The organism is Bacillus sp. A01H, from assembly GCF_045277205.1.
Taxonomy (GTDB): Bacteria; Bacillota; Bacilli; order Bacillales; family Bacillaceae_G; genus Bacillus_A; species Bacillus_A paranthracis.
Genome location: NZ_CP117702.1, coordinates 2,271,058 through 2,290,069 on the forward strand (window position 1 = coordinate 2,271,058; position 19,012 = coordinate 2,290,069).

A 19,012-nucleotide genomic window follows, 5' to 3' on the forward strand; every position below is an offset into this window, starting at 1 on the left:
ACTTGTGCATAAGCGCAAGTTTCTTTTTTATAGTTTAAGAAATTACTAATTTAAAAATACCAATCAATCATCGTTTTTTTGTCACAAATGACAGCTTCAACGTTCATTGATTGAATAATATATTCTATATTTTCTTCTTTAGCTAATAATAAGGTTGTAAAGGAATCGAATATACTCATAAACGCATACTCATTGTCTTCGCTAGTAATAATTAACTCATTATTGCTAATGTCCCAAATATCTAATGGAGTAGTATTATCTACTTCTAATAATCCGTTTGTATCAAGAATTGGTTCAGAGAAATATAAATTTTTTGCACCTTTAGAACCGAGGAGTTTAAGTAATTTATGTAATAAAAATATAGACGTATAATCTTCTGTTGGATAATAAAGATCTTCTTTTAAGTTTGAATGTAGTTTTTCAGCTAAATCCTCTCTTTTATATTCTTCTGTAAAAGCACCAATGGAAGTCAACATGGCCATTGCTAATTCTGCGTATGAATGTAATCCACTATAAGACATCATTTCCTTCCAAGAAACGGATTTCCCATTATGAATGATTTCTTCAGCGCTAGGATAGATGTGCTCATATAGTTTTTTTCTCACAGACTTTTCCCATTCTAAAGGCATTTGGACAAAAGGGTGTAGCAATATAGCTGCAGATTTAAAGGTGCTTGGTAGTTGTTCTAAAATTGGTGATTTGTCATCTAGCCAAATGTAATCCAACAAAATATAACCTCCTCTTAGACTTTGAAATGTACGGATTCCCGCATTATGTTTTTTGTATTGGTTGTATTAAGTATAAAGCGCTGCATGAAATATGTCCCAACATAAAAATAAGAATAAATAAAATGAAGTTTTCATAAATAGTAAAAGAATGATTATGTCATCAGTGTAGCTAAGAAATGATGTTACATATGGAGAGAGCGTGTTAAAAAAATATGAGGTGGTTAAATGGGAAATGAGCAAGTGAAGAATGTAGGGGAAGAAAAAAAGTTATGTCTTTGTATGATTGTTAAAAACGAGTCTAGAATTATGGAAAGATGTTTAAATGCTACGAAATCAATTGTAGATTTTGTTTCTATTTGTGATACTGGATCAACTGATCATACGCCTGAAATTATTGAAAATTGGTGTAAGGAAAATGAGATACCTGGGACGGTTCATCATGAGCCGTTTAAAAACTTTGGTTATAACAGAAGCTTAGCTGTTTCGTTAGCGCAAAAAACATACCCAGAAGCAGATTATTTATTAATATTAGATGCGGATATGATTTTAGAGGTTGATCCGAATTTCGATAAAACGAGCTTAACGGAAGACCATTATCTTACATTACAATATGATATTCATATTAAGTATTGGCTTACACGGCTTTTAAAAGCGTCTTTACCATGGAAATCAGTCGGTGTTACTCATGAGTATTGGGATATAGATCGTTCCAAAGTTGGAGAGGATTACAATACGAGAGTAGCTAGACTGGAGACGCTTGTCGTTAATGACCCTGGTGATGGTGGGAGTAAAGCGGATAAATTTGAAAGAGATGAGAGGCTGTTGTTACAAGGGCTGAGTGATCCAGAAACTACGCCAGATTTGCATATAAGATATTTATTTTATTTAGCCCAAACGTATTTTCATTTAAGTCAATTTGAAGATTCGATTAAATGGTATAAAAAACGAGTGGAAGCAGGGGGATGGGTTGAAGAGGTATTTTATTCGTTATTGCGAATAGGATTTTGTTATGAACAATTAGCAACTCGTTCAGCAAATAAACAACTTGAAGTAACAGAAGTGGATGAAAAAGAAAATGCTAAGAAACAAGAAGAGCAATATACAGCATTAGCTGTTCTTTATTTTCAAAAAGCATGGGAATATAGACCAACTAGGGCTGAGCCATTATATCAACTTGCAAGAATGTATCGATTAAAATCTCAAAATAATATTGCTTTGATGTATGCCCTGCAAGGGAAGGAAATTCCTTTTCCGAAAAATGATCTTCTATTTGTAGATTATCATGTGTATGATTACTTATTTGACTATGAGATTTCTATAAATGCTTTTTATATACCACATAAAAAGCATTTAGGTGCAGTGTCACAAAAATTTTTGGAATCGAAAAAAGATGAGTTACCGTTGCATATAGCAAATATGGTAGAAAGTAATGCGAAATTTTATTAAATACAATTTCGGTTAAAGGAGTAGTGGAGTAATAATGGAATTAATACGATGGGCGCTAGAACTAGGAGAATCTGTGCATGGAAATACGTATGAAGAATTGTTGCCACTACTAGATTATTATTATGATCGTGATCATTTAAAAGCGTATTGTATCGCAAATCTTCTGTTAAACATGGACGTATCAGATGAACATCAGCAAAGAATTGAATTAAGAAGGTGCATTGCTGCTTATTATGCTGGACTATATAAAGTAGCAAAAAAACATGCAAAGGATCTTTTACTGAAATATCCGGATGTAGATTTATATAAGAATAATTTAAGGCTAATGGAAGCTTATTTGAATAAAGAATATGATTATTGTTTGTTTATATGCCCAAAGACGTATGGTAGTTTTATAGATGTTGCGCGAGCTTTGAAATGGCGATTGGAGCAAGAGGGAAATACAGCAATCATATCAGAAACAATACTCGAAAATGTGGGGAATACAATTGTTTTTGGAGCGCATACATATGCACATAGCCCACATCTCCTTCCGAAAAATGCAATTATTTATAATTTAGAACAGCTATATGAAGGAAGCCCTTATGCGCATCCTCTTTATTTAATGTTATTAAAAGATAAGGAAATTTGGGATTATAGTAAACAAAATATAGAATGGTTAAAACAAAGAGGAGTAGGAAAAGAAATAAAACATGTAGGCATGAACTATGCACCAACTTTAGAAATAAAAAAAGATGCATTTGATGAAGAATTAATTGAAGACATTGATATACTGTTTATAGGTGCTCTTAACCCAAGGCGGCAAGCTATATTGGATCAATTAAAAGTCGTTGCCCCGAATTTAAATATTGTTTTTAAAAATAATGCATGGGGAATTGTTAGAAATGAGTTAATTGCCAGGTCTAAAATTATATTAAATATCCACTTTTACTTATCTGGTATTCTTGAAACTCCTCGAGTTTCTTATGCAGTGGCAAATAAGAAATTTATTATTTCGGAAAATAGCAACCCAGAGGACGAAATAGATTGGCCGGGTATTGTATTTACTCCGTATGAAAAAATAATTGAAAACGTAATGAAATATATAGAATTATCAGAAGAACGGAAAAGATTAGCGGAAAAAGCATATAACCATTTTAAAGCAAATGAAAGTTTAGGTACATTGAGCATGAGAGATGAAACAAAGTAATTGTACGAAACTCATACGAAAGTATGAGTTCTTTTTTGTTTATCATACTATTTTATGAAACAAGTTAACTCTTTATATTGTGTTTTGTGTAGAAATTTCTGATAATATATAAGTAGAAATTGAAAACAAAGGGGAGAAATAATCATGAAACTAGTTGTTATTAACGGTACACCAAGAAAATTTGGTAGAACTCGCGTGGTGGCAAAATATATTGCGGATCAATTTGAAGGGGAATTATATGATTTAGCAATTGAGGAGTTACCTTTATACAATGGAGAAGAGTCACAACGTGATTTAGAGGCAGTGAAAAAATTAAAAACGTTAGTGAAAGCTGCGGATGGGGTTGTATTATGTACACCAGAATATCATAATGCGATGAGCGGTGCGCTGAAAAACTCTTTAGATTACTTAAGTAGTAATGAATTTATTCATAAACCAGTTGCGTTGTTAGCGGTTGCTGGTGGCGGTAAAGGTGGAATAAATGCATTAAACAGCATGCGAACGGTCGCTAGAGGTGTTTATGCAAATGCAATTCCAAAACAAGTTGTTCTTGATGGATTACATGTGCAAGATGGTGAACTTGGGGAAGATGCAAAACCATTAATTCATGATGTAGTTAAAGAATTGAAAGCATATATGAGCGTATATAAAGAGGTGAAAAAGCAACTAGGAGTTGAGTGATATGTCATCTCTTTATAAAGATTCACGCTTGTATTTCATTCTAGGGGCCAATAGTCTATCAGCTATTGGTTCCGGTATTGTAATGATAACGATTCCATGGTTGTTAATTAAAGAGAGTGGAGGAGAGACAACGTTTGGTTATGTTTCCAGCATCTCAACACTGATTATGTTTTTGTTAACTCCGTTTATCGGGCAAAGTATTGATCGTTTTTCAAGAAAATCTTTATTATTATGTAATGAAGGTATTGGGATAGCCGTAATCGGAATAATGGTTATATGGGGATTTGCTGGGCAATCCTATCATTCTATTCATTATATTCTTATTTATATAGCGGGCTCTTTTTACTATCTATTATTTTATCCTACAATTTTTGCGTTCAACCAAGAAATTTTTCAAGCAGAACATTATAAAAGTTTAAGTGGAACGATGGAAATACAAGGACAGTTAACACAAGTTATTTCAGGAGCAGCCGCGAGCTTTCTAATTGAAGTTGTGTCTTTGAAGTGGATATTGTTAGTAGATATGTTAACTTTTGTAGGAGCATTTTTGCTGTTTTTATGTATACCGTATGTCAAGAAAAAAGAGATTAAAAAGAAAATAACATTTAAGAAGCAATTGTTCGAAGGAATTCACTTTATGAAAAAACGTCCTAAGCTCTTTTGGTTCTTACTTGCTACTTATATGCCGTTTATAGGTGTCATGATGGCAAATTATTTAATACCAGTTTATATTTCGGATATACTTAAAGCTAATGCCTCTGTATACGCGATAGAGGGAATGATGTACGGTGTTGGAGCTGTTGTTGCAGGAATCTGTATTCCACTCATAATGAAATATGTCAAAACAGAAGTTTCAATCGTTATGACGATGTGCATTTATGTAATTTCAATTACCGCAATGATTATTGAACCTTCCGTAATGTTGTTATATGGACTAGCGATTTTTCATGCGATTGGAAATGCGGGGACAAGAGTGGCGAGAAATGTATTGATGATGGAGGAAATCCCAAACGAAGTAATGGGACGTGTTGACAGCTTATTTCGATTAATTGGTACAGGAATAAGAATTGTATTATTAATGCTGTTTACAGCTGGTGTATCTAAAGCTGGGGTAATGCTCCCGTTTTACGTACTTAGCTGTATATTGATTCTATCATTAGGAATTGCTCTTTATTATGTATATTCACAACGTAAAGTAGGGACGAAAGTTTTTAATAAATCAATCGTTTAAAAAACACTTCTGCCTTCCAATCTTTTTTTATATAATAAAAAGAAAGGGAGTGCAAACATATATATGAACAAATGGATATTACTTATAATCTTATTATTACCACCACTATACATTCTTTATATGACCTTTCGAATGAAGAAAGTTGCTCGTGAAAAGCTGAGCCATCACTCTCCGTACGTTCTTATATTAGGTGCAAAGTTATTTGGAGATAGACCGTCTTTATCTCTTCAAAACCGTTTGGATGTAGCATTGGAATATTTAGTTTCTCATCCTGAAGCGAAAGTAATTGTTTCAGGTGGTCAAGGAGAAGATGAAGATATACCGGAAGCTCATAGTATGAGGAACTATTTAATGGTACATGGTATAGATGAGAGTCGTATTTTAATAGAAGATCAATCTACAAATACGTATGAGAATGTAAAGTTTAGTATAGATTTATATGATGTGAAACATGCGGTAGTTGTAAGCAATACGTATCATTTATATAGAACGAAAATAATTGCAAAGCGTTTAGGCATGAGGATGGAGGCACTAGCTGCTGAAACGCCAATGCGCTCTAAGAGAAAAATGTATGTGCGTGAATACGCCGCTATAATGAAAACAATATTGTTAGACCGTTAGAGCTCAAATGTGAGCTCTTTTTTTGTTGAATAATGCGTATCATTTGAAATGAATTCCATATTCCATCAAAATAAAGGAAACAACGATAAAGGAGTTGTATTTGTGATTCAGTTTAATCAAGTGTCAAAATCATATGAAGATGGCACAAAAGCAGTGGATTCATTGCATTTAGAAATTAAAAAGGGAGAATTTTTTGTTCTCATTGGTCCGAGTGGTTGCGGGAAAACAACGACAATGAAAATGATTAATCGTTTAATTGAAACGACAGAAGGCTCAATTTTAATCGATGGAAAAGATATTCAAGAATACAATATTAATGAATTACGATGGGATATAGGGTACGTGTTGCAGCAAATCGCTTTGTTCCCTCATATGACAATTGCTGAAAATGTTGCAGTTGTTCCTGAAATGAGAAAGTGGAGCAAAGAAAAAATAAAAGCTCGTGTCGATGAGTTGCTCCAGATGGTCGGGCTAGATCCAGACGTATATCGCGATCGCATGCCTGATGAATTATCAGGAGGACAAAAACAACGTGTAGGTGTCGTGCGGGCATTAGCCGCAAACCCGAAAATCGTTCTTATGGATGAACCATTTAGTGCGCTAGATCCATTAAGTAGAGAACAGCTTCAGAAGGATATCGTACAATTGCAAAAGAAGATTCAAAAAACAATTGTATTCGTAACACATGATATGCAAGAAGCATTATCACTTGGAGATCGCATTTGTGTTATGAAAGAAGGAAAAGTTGTTCAATTAGATACGCCAGAAGGAATTATACATAACCCGAAAAATGAATTTGTAGAAGAATTCATTGGAAATCGTGGAAGACCTTGGTATGAGGGGAAAAGTATTGAAGATGTATTGCCACATGATGAAAGTATGCGGATAGAAGGGGAGGCACTATCATTACATTCTTCTTTACAAGAAGCATTAGTTCGCCTGCGAGCTGATGAAGTCGTTCCAGTTGAAGAAAATGGTCGATATGTTGGAGCTTTAACAAGTCGTCATATTGTCAATTATATCGTTGAACAAATGAAGGAAAGAGGCTAAACAGTGACTGATTTTATACAGACGTTCCAAGAACGAAAAATAGAATTACTAACTGCATTAAGTGAGCATTTACAAATATCGCTTATTTCATTATTTTTTGCAGTAATTATTGCGGTACCGCTTGGCATTTTATTAACGAGAAAAGAGCGAATGGCTGAATTTATAATAGGAACTTCTGCAGTAATGCAGACAGTGCCATCACTTGCATTGCTCGGACTATTAATTCCGTTAGTAGGAATCGGAAAACTTCCAGCGATTATCGCATTAGTTGTGTATGCACTATTACCTATTTTACGCAATACATATACAGGAATACGGGAGTTAGATGAATCTTTAATTGAAGCAGCGAAAGCTATGGGGATGAATAGCTGGAGAAGACTGTGGAAGGTAGAGCTTCCTCTTGCGTTACCAATTATTATGGCCGGTATTCGTACGGCAATGGTATTAATTGTTGGAACGGCTACATTAGCAGCTCTTATAGGTGCTGGTGGGCTTGGTAAACTCATATTGCTTGGTATCGATCGGAATGATCATGCGCTTATCATTTTAGGGGCCGTACCAGCCGCGTTACTTGCTTTATTCTTTGATGTAGTACTTCGGGTGCTTGAGAGTCCAAAACGTTCGTCTAAGCGTGTTATATTGACGATATGTATTGTTTGTATAATGGTTGCTTCTCCATTTCTTTGGAATACCGAAAAGAAAGATATTGTTATTGCGGGCAAACTTGGATCAGAACCTGAAATTTTAATTCAAATGTATAAGCAGCTTATTGAACAAGATACCGATTTACATGTACAATTAAAACCAGGTCTTGGAAAAACATCATTTGTATTCGAAGCGTTGAAATCAGGGGAAGTAGATATATACCCTGAGTTTTCGGGAACAGCTTTATCTACATTCGTGAAAGAAGAGCCAAAAAGTACAAATCGGGATGAAGTATATGAGCAGGCTCGCGTTGGAATGGAAAAGAAATATAGTATGGTTATGTTGAAACCAATGGAGTATAACAATACATATGCACTAGCTATGCCGAAAAAAATAGCAGATCAAAAGAATATAAGTACAATTTCTGATTTAGGAAATATTGCACAGGATGCTAAAGTAGGGTTCACATTAGAATTTGCTGATCGTGAAGATGGTTATAAAGGAATGCAAAAATTATATAACTATAAGTTCTCGAATGTTAAAACGATGGAGCCGAAGCTGCGTTATAGCGCAATTGAATCTGGAGATGTTAACGTAATCGATGCATATTCAACAGATAGTGAATTGGAACAGTACGGACTTAAAGTGTTAAAAGATGATAAAGGGTTATTCCCACCATATCAAGGTGCACCGTTATTAAGAAAAGAGACATTACAAAAATATCCTGAACTTGAAAAAGTATTAAATAAATTATCTGGAAAAATTACAGATGAAGAAATGCGAAAAATGAATTATGAAGTAAATGTGAATGGTAAAAGTAGTGAAGAAGTCGCAAAACAATTTTTACAAAAAGAGAATTTACTTCGTTAAATTTACAAAAAATATACAAATTCATATGTATGAAATGACCGTTTATTATAAAATGAACGGTTTTTTTGTGCATACTTATACATTTTTTCAAAAAAGTATTCCATTTTTCTTCATTTTCTTTTAGAATAAGTAATGTTTTCCTGAAAAAATATAAGAGAAGCGTCTATTAGAGAAAAAGGTGACTTTAATAGTTGAACGAACATAACACCTAGAATGACAGATGGGGTGGTACAAATAGAAAAGAAGTTAGGATTTTTTCCATTAATTGCATTAGTAGTCGGAACAATGGTTGGTGGCGGTGTTTTTAGTTTACCGCATGATTTAGCAGTAGGAGCAAATAGCGGCTCTATCATAATTGGCTGGTGTATTACAGCGATGGGAATGATTCCACTCGCGCTCGTATATCAAACGTTAGCAAGAAAGAAACCAGAGCTTGAGGGCGGGATTTATAGTTATGCACGTGCTGGTTTCGGTGAATATATCGGATTTAACAGTGCTTGGGGATACTGGTTAGCAGGAATTTTAGGAAACGTTGCAACAATCATGTTACTGTTTAGTACATTAGGTTATTTCTTCCCCATTTTTAAAGGTGGAAATAGTGTTGCGTCTATCGTAGGAGCATCACTTTTATTATGGACACTTCATTTTCTAATTTTATTTGGCATTCGTGAAGCATCTATTATGAATGTGATTGCAACAATAGGGAAATTGGTACCAATCGTATTATTTATTGTTGTAATGGTAACAGCGTTTCGCTGGGATACATTTACACATGATTTTTGGGGAGAAGGAACTATTTCAGTTTCCTCTATACTTGGTCAAGTGAAGAATACAATGCTTGTAACTCTTTGGGTTTTCATCGGGGTTGAAGGAGCGGTAGTATTATCTGGAAGAGCGAAAAATAGTCGAGACGTCGGTAAAGCGACAGTATTAGGACTTATTTTAGTAATGTCTATTTATATTTTAATTTCTGTCTTGTCAATGGGAGCGATGACAAGAGGAGAACTTTCTGTTTTAGAAACGCCGTCAATGGGACATGTATTAGAACATGTTGTTGGGACGTGGGGCGCAGTAGCGATTAACATCGGGTTAGTTGCTTCACTTGTAGGTACATTAATAGGTTGGTTTTTACTTGTTTCTGAAATTTCCCATGTAGCAGGAAAAGATGGCGTGTTTCCGAAAGTCTTTACGAAAACAAATAAAAAACAAACGCCGCATATGGCATTATGGATCTCAAATGGCGTTGCCCAAGTTATATTTATAATCGTTCTGTTTTCAGAGTCAACATATCAAATTATGTATTTCATAGCGTCAACATCAATTTTAGTACCATATTTATTATCAGCGTTATTCCAATTCAAATTAGTGATTACAAATGAACTAAAAGATGCAAAAGTGAAAAATGGTTCGCTAGCTTTAATTGCTTCACTTTACTCTATATGGCTTATTTATGCAGCTGGTTTGAAGAATTTATTGCTCGTTTCAATCGTATACGGAATTGGGATCATTGTTTATGTGTACGCAAGAAAAGAAAAAGGAAATCGTTGTTTTACTCGTATAGAGAGATATGTAATGTGGGCAATTGTCGTAGCAGCTGTTACATCTCTTTATATGTTATTGACTGGAAATATAAAAATGTAAAAGTCCTTTTCATTTAAAGGGCTTTTTTCTTTGTCTATAGAATATTTAATACATAAGATATTCAGGAGGGATGAAAATGGAAGGAAAAGAACAGTTGAACAGAATTGTTGATTTAGCGAGTGAAGTAAGGAAAGTGTTAGTGCAAGAATCTTTTTTTAATCATCATCCTGAACTGCGAGGAGTGATTGAAAATTTAGCGAGTGCGGTAGAGAATTTGGCGGAATTACAGCAACATAAAGATGAAAACGCTGAAGATCGTTTACGATATGTACTTGCTAAAATGAAAATTGCTCATAATGCCATCTTACAAGAGAAAAACGCATTTCCATCTCATTAATATACGATTTCATTTTGAACCTGGCGGATAACGTCAGGTTTTTTGTTTCTAGTTTTGCGTTTCTTTCATACACTAAGAATAGTATGAAAAAAAGAAGGTGACGAAGGTGAAATTACATAAAGCTCTTCAGCCAAGTTTTATAAAACGAATGTACTATATGAGGTTTATTGGGAAGTTTACAAAAGCAGAGAGTGAGAAGAGTGGAGAGAATTTCTTTGTACAATGCCTATCGCCAATACCATTCACATTGCAAGAGCAATTGAAAAATGAACCATATGTATTTGAAGGTTTATGTAGCAATAAAAAGAATGAAAAAGTCTTTTCGGAATTAAAGAAAAGAAAACTAGAAAAGCAATTGATTATGTTTCGTCTCTATTATGAAAGAGGACATATATACGTGGAGTTAATTTGTACAGAAGAAGCGCGAGAAATAGCAAACGGTTATAAAATGATTCCAGTACCTAAAGTTTCCGATTATAAAAAGGGAGAGTCTTTAGAAAGAAAACTTAGTAACGGTTATTTGTCATTTCTAATGCCAAAATATCCGAAAGACTTTGAGCCCCCTGAGTTATTGTGGCATGAGGGAAGGTTATATGGAAATATATCTTTAAAGTCATCGTCAATTAGTTCAATCGCATATTTTGAACAGCAGCGGGAATGTAAGTATATAGAACTTAATGACTGGATGAAGTATGTAGAAATAGCGGTAGAAGATCAATTATATTTTGTAAGCAATCATGTGTATGAGCAATTAAAAAAACGAATAACTGAAGAAGGTAAGCTTGTAGAGGTAGAGGAAATAAAAGTGCAAAAGGATGAATGGGAATGGGATGAGCGTGAATCCGTCTTTTTACAGTATGTGAAAAGTTTTATACGTAATAAAGGGCTATATTTGGATGAAACAGATATTTATAACTTTCATATAAGTACAAAAACAAATATGTTGACGATTCTGGGGGGGATACCAGGTGCTGGAAAATCCCGTTTTGTGCAAGCTTATGCAGAAGCACTTGGATTACAATACGGGGAAGAATTGGTTTGGATCCCGATTTCACCATCATATCAAGAACCACATGATTTACTTGGTTACCTTCATCCAAATGGTACTTTTATTGAAAGTGAAACAAAATTAGTTAGGGCATTAATGAAGGCAAAAGAAAATCAAAATCAGCTGTATATAATCGTTTTTGATGAAATGAATATGTCACATATTGAGCATTGGTTTACTCCATTTCTATCTGTTCTTCAACTTGAAAAACAAAATCGTATTTTAAATTTATATGAAGGTGTGCAAGAAAAAGAAAATTCAATTCCGCCAACAATTGAAATTGGAGAAAATATTATATTTGTTGGTACTGTGAATTTTGATGAAACAACGAAGGAGCTCTCAGATCGATTATTAGATCGGACGAATGTAATAACTTTACGAAAGATTCCGTTTTGTGAGATGTGTATGGAGCAAGAGAAAGTTGTATTACAACCACCTCTGAAAGTAACTGCAGGAGAATTTCGCATAAATTGGGTCAGGAATAAAACGATGATTGAGGTGTTTTCTGAAGAAGAGTTAGAGCTATTAGATAAGTTACATGGTGTATTGTCATCACACGATACGTCAAAGGGAATTTCTTTTCGATGTGCAAATGCAATTGCTACTTATTTGCAAAATATACCGTTCCAAAATAATCATTCTTATATGATTAGTAGAGAGGAAGGATTTGATTTACAAATAAAGCAACGTGTATTGACGAAAATAAGAGGGACTGAAATGATGGTTGGGTCTTTACTTTCAGAGGAAGTAAAAAGGGGGGCAACATTAGTACCTCTTTTGCAATCTCCACTTGCAAACAGAGTATCTACATTTGAACACTCTTTAGCATATATAAGAGAAAAGCGTAGAGAACTGGAGTTGTATGGTTATGCAAAATGATGGGCGATACGAAACAGAAATCGTTGATACGAAAGAAACGCTTCCTTTTGTATTAAAGTTAATTATTGGAACGGAGTCAAAAGGAGAATATATTTTATTAAATCGTCTTTGTACCTCTGCAACAGCATTAGTTCAATGTATTTATAAAGTGCAAGAATTAAAACCAATTAGATTGCAATACCATTATGAAAATCCAATGAATATTACTTTTATATGGAATAAAGTCTATGAGGGACAGAAAAATATAAAAGAGACAAAATATGAAATAAATGAAAAAAAACAAAAGGTATTAATATATGAACATGGAAAAACGGAATTCTTTTATCCATGGCGTTGTGGTTTATATCATTTTGAGGTGAATATAGAAGATCGAACGTATTATGGCGCTTTTCAAGTCGTTCCAAAAAATTTTTTTGATGATCAATTTGAAATGATTCAAAACTATGTGAAGTCAATTTTAAATGAGTTGATTTTAGATAGAGGTTATTATAAAAAGACTTTCTCTGCACTTAGCGATATTGAAGATTCTTCTTATCTAGTGTTACTTAGAAAGTTGCCGCAAAAAATGAAAAAGATAAAGCAAATTTTTAAGAAAATAGAATCGAGTTCAAAATTTATACATGAATATAAATGGGAAGAAAAGGAGCGGAAAGTAACGAGGAAAGGAGCGGTAGTGGCGGAAAGAAAACCGTACGCAAAATATTATAATCGTAAGTTTATCGAACAAAAAAATAGTATAGAAAATGCATTTCTTAAATTTAAAGCGATGCAATTTTATCTTTATTTACTTGAAGCCGAAAGTTTTTTGCGTCAAACAATTGAAATATTAGAAAGAGAAAAAAAGAAGAAATCAGAAGAATTTCAAGCTGTAAAAACGATTATACAAACAATTGAGCGTAATGGATCAGTGACCGATAGAGAGAAACAAAAATATAAAAATATACATTTACTAAAAGAGGCGGATTTACGAAAAAGTTCTATGAAGATACAAGAATATAAAATTTTAGCGCATTTCGTACATGATAGTGTACAATACTTTCAAACTTTAATGCATTCTCCATTTTGGAGAGAAGTTTCTGAAACGGGTAGAATGAACGCACATAATTTACCGATACCACATCAACAATTACTACAGCATTTAGATTTACTCCCACAATATACAGATCAATCTCCATCTTTATTATTTGTTTATAAACCAACTTTTTTAGTGTATGAATATTACGCTTTTTTTATCGTTATTTCCATGTTAGAGCAAATTGGTTTTGAAGCTAGAAATTCCATTCGTGAACAAATACAAGAACATTTTTATGTAGATGGATTACAAGATGGAACGACAGTAGTTTTACATCGAGATGATATGAAAGTCCATGTCGCATTTAATGATTTAATTGAAACACATCCTCTTATTGCATTAAGTAAAGGGAGTAATTTTTATAATGGAGAAGATACGAAGAAGCCAGATATTCGCTTAGACTGTTATGTAAAGGGGGAAGAGAAATACGTCTATCAATCTTCTATTATTATTGAAGTGAAGTATAGCCCAATGTACAATATTTTTCAGCACGTTGGGAATACGAAAGCAACTGAGCAAATGTATAAGTACTGGTCTATAAAATTTGTAGAAGAACAGGATGGAAAGCGAGTCTATCATCGAAGGGCCATTTATGAAGTCATTTGTGTATATCCAGGAAGTCATATGCATAGTAAAAAAATTGAGTCTGGTTGTGGTATTTTCTTACAATTATATCCATATAAAACAAAGCAAGGGGAAGAGAAATTAGCTGGAAAACATGGAATGGTACAAATTTTTGAGAAGTGGTTAAAAAGCATGAAGAAGTAAAAGAAATCCTTTTTTATAAAGGATTTCTTTAGATTAAGAAGAATTATATGCAGTAGGGGAGACGGCTTCATACGATATGAATTTGCAAGTAATATAAATATATTGTGAGAAGGATGGTACATGAGGGATAAGAGATGATTATGATGGAATTTAATTCGTTTTGCAGAATATAATAAGTCATAAATATTTTTAGTTGCATACGAAGATTTGTTCTTATATGATAGATAGTGAAAGCGTTATCAAAAACAGAGCGGCGATGGGAAAGGCGGGGAAATATGTTCCAGCGTGTTCAAACAAAGGAAGAACATTTTTGGTTCGAGCAACTATGGGGAGATTTTTGTGAAGAAAGAAACTTAATGTTCGTAGAACGTAATTTAAATCCATCACGATTTTTATTAATAGAAGATGAACATCATATCGGTACAGTAGAATGTATGAAGTATACGGTACCAGAACAATCAAATTCTGAGTTTTTCTATCCGTTTTCTAAAAATGATTTAGTGAAAGATTTGCAAAATGTATATGAAATAGGCAAGTTAAGTATTGCGAAAACGTCTCGTGGGAGAGGACACTTCAAAAGACTAACAGCTATTTTATTTATGCATGCATTAGAAACAAAAGCAGAATGGTATATCGCAGCGGTTACAAAAAGAATGTATATGTATTTATTAACACTCGGTTTCCCAATTGAACCGATAGATAAGCCATTTCAATTTCATGATACTTTACAAGGTGTACCAGTACGAATTCATGCCCGAAAAGGGGCTACGCATTTGTATTCTTTAAAAGAATTTCGAGATGTAATTCAAGGAAATGCCCATGCACAGGCATTAATCGCAGAATACAGTAAGAATATTATGTTAACCAAATAAAACGAAATGAATATGTATAATAAAGAGAATGCGATTTTAAAATGAAATTATTCTTCATGAAAAAGACCCTTATTATTTTAATAAGGGTCTAAAAATTATAATCCAAATATACTAAAAATCATTTTACGGCGCTTCGGTTTCTTTTCACGTTCATATATTGGCTTTGTATCGGGAGTAATATAGATTGGTTCTTCTTTCTTGAGGGTAGCTTCTAGTTTTTGAATTCGCTCTAACATTTCCTCCATTTCACGGCGATGTTGTAAAAGTTGGTACGTAACAACATCATTTGCCTTATCTTGCATTTGTTCTTCCATTCGATCTAGTCTTCTCGTAATTGTGTTTAATTGAGCGGTTAATTGCTCAAAATCATGTGATGATATGTTTTGAACAATTGTATTTACTTGAGTTTTCAATTCTTCAACATCATTTGATGATGTTTTTTGAGTAGGGTGAGTGTTTTGGGACTTCTCTATTTGTGAAAGATGGTATTCTAACATTTGGTCTAAATCATCTTGTGTAAAAATAAAGTGACCATATTTATTTTTTTCTATAGTAAGATTTAATTGTTGTGCAATCCGGACAACAGCCTTTGGGCTAACACCTAATTTTTTTGCGATAAATGGTGTTTTATATTCCAAAATAATCCCTCCTATATATATCCTGTTGAATGATTTCGATCTATGAAGTAAGTTCCCTTCCAGTGTGACAAAAGAAGTGTGGAATCGGCAAAGAAAGTGTTTTTTCACGAAATGAAGCTAGGAAGAATATATCGTGAATATAAAAGTTTTTATCTTGAAATTTAGAATCATTTGACTGAGGGAAATGAATTAGATTATCATAATGATAAATATCTTTTTTATGTATGCATATAATATATAAAAAGGTGGTTGCTAATGTAGAATTTTGTTAGAGTATTAGAATGCTTACTTCACTTGAATAAAATTAAGTAGGAGGTGGCTTCCTTGCTTACAATGTAAGTAAGGAAAAGTATTTGGACATATATAGTATAAGTATAGTGATTGTTTTAATTGCCTTAACGGCATTTTTCGTTGCAGCAGAATTTGCAATTGTTAAAGTGCGAAGTTCAAGAATTGACTATTTAATTGCAGAAGGAAATAATCGCGCAACATCTGTCAAAACAGTCATTACAAACTTAGACGAATATTTATCTGCTTGTCAGCTAGGAATAACAGTTACAGCACTGGGAATTGGGTGGTTCGGTAAACCTGCGTTAAAGCAAATGTTTGACACATTTTTTGTGAATTTGAACATTTCTACTCAACTAGCAGATATTTTTGCTGTAATTTTAGTGTTTTTGTTTATTACATTTTTGCATGTTGTAATAGGGGAATTGGCTCCAAAAACATTTGCGATTCAAAAAGCTGAACAGGTGAGTTTATTTGTTGCTAAACCGTTAACTTTCTTTTATCGTATGGCGTTTCCATTTATTTGGCTATTAAATGGATCAGCCCGAATAATTACGAAGTTGCTAGGGCTGAAACCACCGAAAGGGCACGATGAAGTTCATTCAGAAGAAGAATTACGGTTATTAGTTTCAGAAAGTTACAAAAATGGAGAGATTAATCAGTCTGAATATAAATATGTAAATAAAATCTTTGAATTTGATGATCGTATAGCAAAAGAGATAATGGTACCCCGAACTGAGATGCATATTATAAGTAAAGAAATGCCTGCTGAAGAAGCGTTGCAAAAAATGTCTCGGGAAAAATATACGAGATATCCAGTTGTTGATGGCGACAAAGATCACGTAATAGGCTTTGTGAATTTTAAAGATATTTTCACAGATTTTGTGCAGCATAATGCGGTTAGTAATAAGAAAGTAGAGCAATATATTAGGCCGATTATTTTAGTTATCGACTCTATCCCAATACACGACTTATTTTTAAAAATGCAAAAAGAAAGAACACATATTGCTATATTGATAGATGAATATGGTGGTACGTCTGGACTTGTTACTGTTGAAGACATTTTAGAAGAAATAGTTGGAGATATTCAAGATGAGTTTGATACAGATGAACAGCCAGAAATTCAACAAGTTAGTGAAACGAAAACAATACTAGAGGGAAAAGTACTTGTTAGTGAAGTAAATACGTTATTAGGTTTAACGATTGATGATAATGGTGTTGACACAATAGGTGGATGGATTTTAACGAAGAATATAGAAATTGCCGAAGAGGATTTCATTGAAATCGAAAATTATAAGTTTTGCGTAAAAGAATTAGATGGACACTATATAAAGAGACTAGAAGTTACAAAAACTGTAGAATCAATTGTTATTTTAGAAGATGAAAAACAAATTTCATTACAAGAACAAATTAGTTCGTAGACTCTGCTAGATGGCAGAGTTTTTTTTGAGCATAATGTTTTTGGCAGAATAAGGGCTATGTTACAATGAAATAAGTCAGACCTTTCACTAGGTGAAGTATTGTTGTATACATATATTTGAAAGGGGAAGAATTATGAAAAAGCATTTATATATAAATGGAGATTGGAAGTCTGTAAACACGTATAAACCATTATACGCACCATACTCTGAAGAAACATTAGCGGAAATTGCGCAAGGAACGGAAGAAGATGTAAAAGAGGCTGTTACTGCCGCAAAAAATGCAATGAAAGAAATGAATACATTATCTGCATATGATCGAGCGACTATTTTAGAGAAAGTCGCACAAAAAATGGATGAAAGAAGAGAAGAATTTGCAGAAATTATTGCAAAAGAGGCTGCAAAACCAATACGTGCTGCAAGGGGGGAAGTAGATCGTACCGTTCAGACATACAAATTTGCAGCTGAAGAAGCGAAGCGTATATACGGTGAGACACTGCCACTTGATGCGGCACCTGGTGCAGATGGGCGTATTGCATACACAATACGAAAACCGATTGGGGTTATAGGAGCTATTACACCATTTAATTTTCCATTAAATTTAGTGGCACATAAAGTGGGCCCCGCAATTGCTGCTGGAAATACAGTTGTATTAAAACCAGCTGATCAAACGCCTCTATCATCTTATGCATTAGTTGAACTATTTGAAGAAGCAGGATTGCCAAAAGGGGCTTTAAATATTGTTTCTGGTCCTGGTTCAACTGTAGGCGAAGCAATAGTTACAAATGATGATGTTGCTTCCATTACTTTTACGGGAAGTCCGAAAGTTGGACTTGGAATTAAGGCAAAGGCTGGGTTAAAGCGAGTTACGTTAGAACTAGGATCGAATGCCGCTGTTATTATTGATGAAGATGTTGAATTAACAGATGAATTAATTGAACGAGTAAAATGGGGAGCATTTGTTAATAATGGACAAGTTTGTATTTCGGTACAACGCGTTTTTGTACATGAAGAGAGACTGGATGAATTTTTATCTAAGTTACAGAAAGCGATGGAAACAGTTGTTGTTGGTGATCCGTTGCTTGAGGAAACGGATGTATCAGCTTTAATTTCGAAAAAAGATGTCGAGCGTATCGATAACTGGGTGCAAGAAGCAGTTAAAGAAGGAGCGAACGTTTTGTATGGTGGTAACAAACGTGATGAAAGGATTTTTGAACCAACTGTATTAACGAATGTTCCAGAGCATGTATCTGTACAGTGCCAAGAAGTGTTCGGTCCACTTATGACAGTAAATACATTTAAAGAATTTGATGAGGCTATAGAGCAAGTAAATCATTCACGTTACGGTCTACAGGCAGGTGTATTTACAAATAATTTGTTTAAAGCTATGCGTGCAATTGATGAGCTTGAAGTTGGTGGTGTCATGATAAATGATATTCCAACGTTCAGAGTAGACCATATGCCTTACGGGGGTGTGAAAGAAAGTGGTACGGGGCGTGAAGGAATTAAATATGCAATCGAAGAAATGACAGAAATGAAATTAGTGTGTATTAAAAAATAAAGGAACTAGAACTTAAACATCGAAAAAAA

15 protein-coding genes and 1 pseudogene are annotated in these 19,012 nt (G+C 33.8%); 14 read left to right on the forward strand and 2 right to left on the reverse strand.

Translation table 11 applies throughout. From position 1 onward, the window contains the following. Positions 1-50 precede the first annotated feature (50 nt). A pseudogene (locus tag PSR14_RS11960) lies at positions 51-814 on the reverse strand (DUF2711 family protein). A gap of 139 nt (positions 815-953) precedes the next feature. Between PSR14_RS11960 and PSR14_RS11965 the strand changes: the two are divergent. The 12 genes from PSR14_RS11965 to PSR14_RS12020 all read left to right on the forward strand — a co-directional run bounded on the left by PSR14_RS11965 (position 954) and on the right by PSR14_RS12020 (position 15,078). After that, positions 954-2,174, forward strand: coding sequence for a glycosyltransferase family 2 protein (locus PSR14_RS11965; RefSeq protein ID WP_000526212.1), 1,221 nt, complete (start codon positions 954-956; stop codon positions 2,172-2,174). 34 nt (positions 2,175-2,208) lie between these two features. Continuing rightward, entirely contained in the window at positions 2,209-3,363 is a 1,155-nt protein-coding gene (locus tag PSR14_RS11970) for a hypothetical protein (RefSeq protein WP_000420435.1), read from the forward strand. Positions 3,364-3,507: 144 nt separating this feature from the next. Beyond that, complete coding sequence (locus PSR14_RS11975; RefSeq protein WP_000780354.1) at positions 3,508-4,044, forward strand: NADPH-dependent FMN reductase; 537 nt, start codon at positions 3,508-3,510, stop codon at positions 4,042-4,044. Between the two features lies 1 nt (position 4,045). Beyond that, positions 4,046-5,275: an MFS transporter gene (locus PSR14_RS11980; protein ID WP_113732799.1), complete on the forward strand. Its 1,230-nt coding sequence runs from the start codon at positions 4,046-4,048 to the stop codon at positions 5,273-5,275. A 63-nt stretch (positions 5,276-5,338) separates the two neighbouring features. After that, a complete protein-coding gene (locus tag PSR14_RS11985; protein WP_076856748.1) occupies positions 5,339-5,896 on the forward strand; it encodes a YdcF family protein in 558 nt (185 codons plus the stop codon). A gap of 102 nt (positions 5,897-5,998) precedes the next feature. Next, positions 5,999-6,946 carry an ABC transporter ATP-binding protein gene (locus PSR14_RS11990; RefSeq protein ID WP_000614093.1) on the forward strand — a complete coding sequence of 316 codons (948 nt, stop codon included), beginning with the start codon at positions 5,999-6,001 and terminating at the stop codon, positions 6,944-6,946. A gap of 3 nt (positions 6,947-6,949) precedes the next feature. Then, positions 6,950-8,461, forward strand: coding sequence for an ABC transporter permease/substrate-binding protein (locus PSR14_RS11995; protein WP_000129131.1), 1,512 nt, complete (start codon positions 6,950-6,952; stop codon positions 8,459-8,461). 213 nt (positions 8,462-8,674) lie between these two features. Further along, a complete protein-coding gene (gene arcD, locus PSR14_RS12000) occupies positions 8,675-10,102 on the forward strand; it encodes an arginine-ornithine antiporter (RefSeq protein ID WP_000129462.1) in 1,428 nt (475 codons plus the stop codon). 76 nt (positions 10,103-10,178) lie between these two features. Beyond that, positions 10,179-10,439, forward strand: a complete 261-nt coding sequence (locus PSR14_RS12005) for a hypothetical protein (protein WP_000398576.1) — start codon at positions 10,179-10,181, stop codon at positions 10,437-10,439. A 106-nt stretch (positions 10,440-10,545) separates the two neighbouring features. Then, entirely contained in the window at positions 10,546-12,366 is a 1,821-nt protein-coding gene (locus tag PSR14_RS12010) for an AAA family ATPase (protein ID WP_000766181.1), read from the forward strand. Further along, positions 12,356-14,206, forward strand: coding sequence for a hypothetical protein (locus PSR14_RS12015; protein ID WP_001178634.1), 1,851 nt, complete (start codon positions 12,356-12,358; stop codon positions 14,204-14,206). The genes PSR14_RS12010 and PSR14_RS12015 overlap by 11 nt, the downstream gene beginning before the upstream one ends. A gap of 275 nt (positions 14,207-14,481) precedes the next feature. After that, positions 14,482-15,078 carry a hypothetical protein gene (locus PSR14_RS12020; protein ID WP_000487805.1) on the forward strand — a complete coding sequence of 199 codons (597 nt, stop codon included), beginning with the start codon at positions 14,482-14,484 and terminating at the stop codon, positions 15,076-15,078. A gap of 95 nt (positions 15,079-15,173) precedes the next feature. On the opposite strand, the gene racA is transcribed toward PSR14_RS12020, so the two are convergent. Continuing rightward, on the reverse strand, positions 15,174-15,716 hold the full coding sequence (racA, locus tag PSR14_RS12025) for a chromosome-anchoring protein RacA (protein ID WP_000456007.1): 543 nt from the start codon (positions 15,714-15,716) through the stop codon (positions 15,174-15,176). Between the two features lie 353 nt (positions 15,717-16,069). On the opposite strand from racA, the gene PSR14_RS12030 reads away from it, so the two are divergent. Together PSR14_RS12030 and PSR14_RS12035 are read left to right on the forward strand one after the other, a co-directional pair. Next, positions 16,070-17,425 carry a hemolysin family protein gene (locus tag PSR14_RS12030; RefSeq protein WP_002163665.1) on the forward strand — a complete coding sequence of 452 codons (1,356 nt, stop codon included), beginning with the start codon at positions 16,070-16,072 and terminating at the stop codon, positions 17,423-17,425. Positions 17,426-17,558: 133 nt separating this feature from the next. After that, positions 17,559-18,983 carry an aldehyde dehydrogenase family protein gene (locus PSR14_RS12035; RefSeq protein ID WP_000716452.1) on the forward strand — a complete coding sequence of 475 codons (1,425 nt, stop codon included), beginning with the start codon at positions 17,559-17,561 and terminating at the stop codon, positions 18,981-18,983. The last annotated feature ends 29 nt before the right edge of the window (positions 18,984-19,012 follow it).

Bases quoted from the DNA above. Each gene is read 5' to 3' on its own strand.
- PSR14_RS11980 (WP_113732799.1), top strand. From the start codon at position 4,046: ATGTCATCTCTTTATAAAGATTCACGCTTGTATTTCATTCTAGGGGCC.
- PSR14_RS12035 (WP_000716452.1), top strand. From the start codon at position 17,559: ATGAAAAAGCATTTATATATAAATGGAGATTGGAAGTCTGTAAACACG.
- PSR14_RS12020 (WP_000487805.1), top strand. From the start codon at position 14,482: ATGTTCCAGCGTGTTCAAACAAAGGAAGAACATTTTTGGTTCGAGCAA.
- PSR14_RS11975 (WP_000780354.1), top strand. From the start codon at position 3,508: ATGAAACTAGTTGTTATTAACGGTACACCAAGAAAATTTGGTAGAACT.
- arcD (WP_000129462.1), top strand. From the start codon at position 8,675: ATGACAGATGGGGTGGTACAAATAGAAAAGAAGTTAGGATTTTTTCCA.
- PSR14_RS11965 (WP_000526212.1), top strand. From the start codon at position 954: ATGGGAAATGAGCAAGTGAAGAATGTAGGGGAAGAAAAAAAGTTATGT.
- PSR14_RS11985 (WP_076856748.1), top strand. From the start codon at position 5,339: ATGAACAAATGGATATTACTTATAATCTTATTATTACCACCACTATAC.
- PSR14_RS12015 (WP_001178634.1), top strand. From the start codon at position 12,356: ATGCAAAATGATGGGCGATACGAAACAGAAATCGTTGATACGAAAGAA.
- PSR14_RS12005 (WP_000398576.1), top strand. From the start codon at position 10,179: ATGGAAGGAAAAGAACAGTTGAACAGAATTGTTGATTTAGCGAGTGAA.
- PSR14_RS11970 (WP_000420435.1), top strand. From the start codon at position 2,209: ATGGAATTAATACGATGGGCGCTAGAACTAGGAGAATCTGTGCATGGA.